The following is a 4,019-nucleotide window of genomic DNA, read 5'->3' on the forward strand; positions in this document are numbered from 1 at the left end:
GTCGAGATCGGCGCCTTACGCGTTGGCGCGGGTCGGGTCGCGGCGGATCGACCGCGCCGATCCGTGCCGGCGTTAGTAGCGGCGGATCAGGTATTTGTGGAGTTCGAGCGTCGCGGTACCCAGATTGTGATGGACCCATGGAAGAGAACTCCGCAATGCTAGGCCTCTGATGAGGAAGGAAACCTCGCGGGCGACAGCAGACATTTCTTTGAACAAACTGATCCGAAGGGGCTCGCCGAGGCTGAACGGCGATTTAAGCAGCTCACTGATCAGGGATTTAGCGCCGCAAGGCGGAAGGCGGGCAGTGAACTAAAGGTGACACGGTCGTTTGATCCCACCGCGGAATAGACGCTATTCTATCCGCGTCTCATAAACGCCAGTTTCAGACGCTGCGGGGGACGAGCTTTGTGGTCAACGGCGCACGGCAGACGGTTGCTGACCGGTCCGCCGAAATGAAATGGATCAACGGCTGGCCGACGGCCGCAACCTTCGAAGGGGAGTTCTCCAACGTGACGCGCAGCTACGCCAAAGGGCGTGGTGCGATATGCTTGCTAACATCGCGACTTCCGCTGTTGGCCCGTGGCTGCCCTTCGCTCAGAAAACTGAGGGGGGCAGCTTTCGAAAGGCGAGCCGAACAGCGCAATTCGGCTTGGCCGAGGCAGTCTTTGACCCATGGCCGACATCGCGGTGTTGAGCTATATTGGAGCAGGAGCCAACGTCACTTCGCGATCATCCGATGAATCAGCAAGAAAGTGGCAGGTCGGCGCTAGTGCGCCCGAGGTGTACCAACCGTAGTACTGACAGGACCTGTTCCTCGAAACCGGGCGACCGCGCGATCGACGTTGCTTAGGAGGACGGAGGTAAGCCTCGTCTCCATCCTCTATTCTAGGGAGGCATCAACAGCAGGGAGTTAACATCATGCGCGCATTTGGAGCTGTATGTTTCTCACTATTACTGTCGGCTGTTCCTGCGACTGCGGCAGATCTCAAGGAGGAAATTGGGAAGATAGCTTCAGCATACGAGCAGCACTTCAACAAACAAGATGCTGCCGGGATTACGTCACTCTATACGAAGAACTACCTGCGTGTTTCTCAGAATGGAATTGAGCCCGACAATACCAAGTTTTACGAGGACGGTTTCAAAGCTGGACTTGATCGCCTCGAGGTGAAGGTGACCGAAGTTCAGCCATTGTCAGAAAACATGGCTCTATCAACTGGCGAAGCTCACATTACTGGTAAGAGTGAGAAAGGCGATGCCCTAGAAATAAACGCTATTTGGACTGCTCTTGATGTTCGTGAGAATGGGCAATGGAAGATTCGTATGCTGACGTCGGCTCCTAAGGCAGCGCCGCCGCAGCCGCAGCAAGCGGGGGCCACGGCGACTACAACGGGGAACGCGCCGAGTGGAAAATAGTGCCCACCCGAGAGTAGTTCGTCGTAACCGGCTTTCGCGCCCAAACGGGCGGAGGCAGCAACTGAAACGTGGGTCTTTCGGCCACGGAAGCCGACTCGCATCCGCTGCGTGAGATCAAGGGGCCTCGCCTCTCGAAAATGACGGGGCGGCGCGGCTCCTTGATCGGACCGAACAACAGCTTCTGAGTGAAGACCGGGCTGCAGCAAGGACAGCCCTGCAGGACCGAATCTGGCCCTAAGCCGAAGAGCGGTTCAGCCGCCGTGATGTCCGACGTCGCTGGTAATGAGGGGCAGAGCAGGTCCGCTCTGCTCAGCCAATTCAGACGTCGACCTGCCCTGCTATTGCGAGTGCATCGTCGACTTCAATTCCCAGGTACCGGACGGTGTTCTCGATTTTGGTGTGCGCCCGGCGTGGGAGCACGCCGAACCTGTTTCCGCTTGAAGCCCTTGAACGAGCTGGCCCTTGGGCTTGCGATGATCGAGGCGAGTTTCGCCAGGAATTTGCCTGGCGCGCGACGATGCGGCGACCGCTCTCGACGTGACGGCGCGCCTGCGAATTGTTCGAAGGTCATTGGATGCATTCCCAGTGGCCGGGGAGCGCAAGCGGCGTGCTCGCCGGATGGACGCCAAAGTCCAAACGGGTGACGCTCCCATTCTCAGATCTCGCGCTCTTGGGCGCGGTATATCCGCTCATCCCTTGAAAGTCCCCTAGGGACATCTAAATATCAGCCACACGCCATCCAGTGGGATGGTGATTGAGGTGTTTAGCGCTATGGCCGACAATGTCCGCGAGTTGCGACCCAAAGCCCCCGACACTGAGAAGATCACGATCAACCTTGGCTACGTCGACCTCGGTCATGTCGATCTTATGGTGCAGGAAGGGTTCTATTCGAACCGGACCGATTTCATCCGGACAGCAATCCGGAACCAGCTCGCGCGCCACGTGGAGGTCGTCAGACAATCCACGGCCCGGAAGAACCTGGACCTTGGGCTGCGCAACTACACTCGCGAGGATCTCGAAGCGGCGCGGCGCGCCGGCGAAATGCTGCAGATTAATGTTCTGGGCTTAGCCACCATCGCCCAGGACGTCACTCCCGAGTTGGCTCGCGCCACAATCGCGTCGGTCTCGGTGCTGGGTGCCCTTCACGCCACTCCCGCGGTCAAGGCCGCTCTCGCCGACAGAACGAGGTGAACGATGCTGAATCAAGACATAGTCCGCGAAGCAACCCGCCTCACGCGTGCCGGCCAATTGGTCGAGGCCACCGCGCTGCTGCAGCGCATGCTCCAGGGCGGTAGCGCTCCAAGACCGGAGTCTCGCAGCGCCTCTCAGGCTCGGCTCCCGCGGCTCGATCCGCTCACCATCGACGCCACGGCCGAAGTTGTCGAGGAGCGGGAAGCTCCGCAGATTGCGCCGACCCGCTCTGCTCAGGGACGCAGACGCTCATTACCGGTCGACGGCATGCGGGATTTTTCCGGGCTCGGCCTGCGAAGTCCGATCACGCGCGTTCCTCTGTCCCCATCGGACATCGTGCCCGAGAACACACGATTTATCGCCGGTACCTTCAGTAACGCCGCGGGAAGCCGGACCTACAAGCTATTCATCCCAAGCCGATGTCAGGGACAACAGCTTCCCCTGATCGTAATGCTTCACGGCTGCACCCAGTCGCCGGACGATTTCGCGGCCGGCACCCGGATGAACTTCCTGGCGGAAGAGCAGAATTGCTTCGTGGTCTATCCTGAGCAGCCGAGCGGAGCCAACCAGTCGAAGTGCTGGAACTGGTTTCGCACCGGCGACCAGCGCCGCAGCGGGGGCGAGCCCTCGATCATCGCCGGCATTACCCGCGAGATCATGCGCGACCATGCGATCGATCCGAAACGCGTATACGTCGGGGGGCTGTCCGCCGGCGGGGCCGCCGCCGCGATCATGGGCGCAACGTATAGCGACCTGTACGCGGCCGTCGGAATTCATTCAGGCCTCGCGTGCGGCGCCGCGAGCGATCTTCCCTCCGCGTTCGTAGCCATGCGGCAGGGAGGCGGCTTCAAGGCAATTGCGGATAGCAAAATTTCCGTGCCGACCATCGTTTTCCATGGCGATCGCGACACTACGGTGCATCCAAAGAATGGCGACCAGATTATCGAGCAGTCCGCCAGGGCAACGAGGCCGACGACGACGGTACTTCGCGGACGCGTACCCCACGGCCATGCCTATACTCGCACCGTCCTGATCGACGGGGCCGGTCGGACCATTTCCGAACACTGGAACATCGATGGCGCCGGACACGCGTGGTCAGGAGGTAGCCCCGCCGGGTCCTACACTGATCCGCAAGGGCCGGATGCGACGAGGGAAATGCTGCGCTTCTTCCTCGAGCATTCGCTGGGTGGGTAGTATGGCTTCACAGGGCGCTCAGGTTGTCCTCGAGCACGTCGCCGAGCGTCCGGACCGCTTGGCGTCGCCGCCGAAGCCGGCCTCTATCCGCCAGCGCTGGGCGCGACGGGCGAGAAACAGGTCGCATAGATCACCGGGACTTTGGGATAATCCTCTCGGCAACGTTCGGTATGTGCCATCCGTCGATGTCTCCGGGCGGCTTGACGTCCGTGATGAGAACG

Annotated in this window: 3 protein-coding genes and 1 pseudogene; all 4 read left to right on the forward strand. The window is 60.5% G+C overall.

Translation table 11 applies throughout. The annotated features are described in order from the left end of the window. Positions 1–380: 380 nt before the first annotated feature. Positions 381–555, forward strand: a pseudogene (locus AC0L3K_RS40305) (autotransporter outer membrane beta-barrel domain-containing protein); the annotation flags it as partial. A 363-nt stretch (positions 556–918) separates the two neighbouring features. Beyond that, positions 919–1,413, forward strand: a complete 495-nt coding sequence (locus AC0L3K_RS40310; RefSeq protein ID WP_354129106.1) for a YybH family protein — start codon at positions 919–921, stop codon at positions 1,411–1,413. A gap of 771 nt (positions 1,414–2,184) precedes the next feature. Beyond that, the gene (locus AC0L3K_RS40315; RefSeq protein ID WP_354129107.1) at positions 2,185–2,604 is read left to right on the forward strand and encodes a CopG family transcriptional regulator; all 420 of its coding nucleotides are present in this window, start codon (positions 2,185–2,187) and stop codon (positions 2,602–2,604) included. 3 nt (positions 2,605–2,607) lie between these two features. Further along, on the forward strand, positions 2,608–3,798 hold the full coding sequence (locus tag AC0L3K_RS40320; RefSeq protein WP_473255695.1) for an extracellular catalytic domain type 1 short-chain-length polyhydroxyalkanoate depolymerase: 1,191 nt from the start codon (positions 2,608–2,610) through the stop codon (positions 3,796–3,798). Positions 3,799–4,019: the final 221 nt, after the last annotated feature.

Source organism: Bradyrhizobium sp. MI1.10 (genome assembly GCF_055811035.1).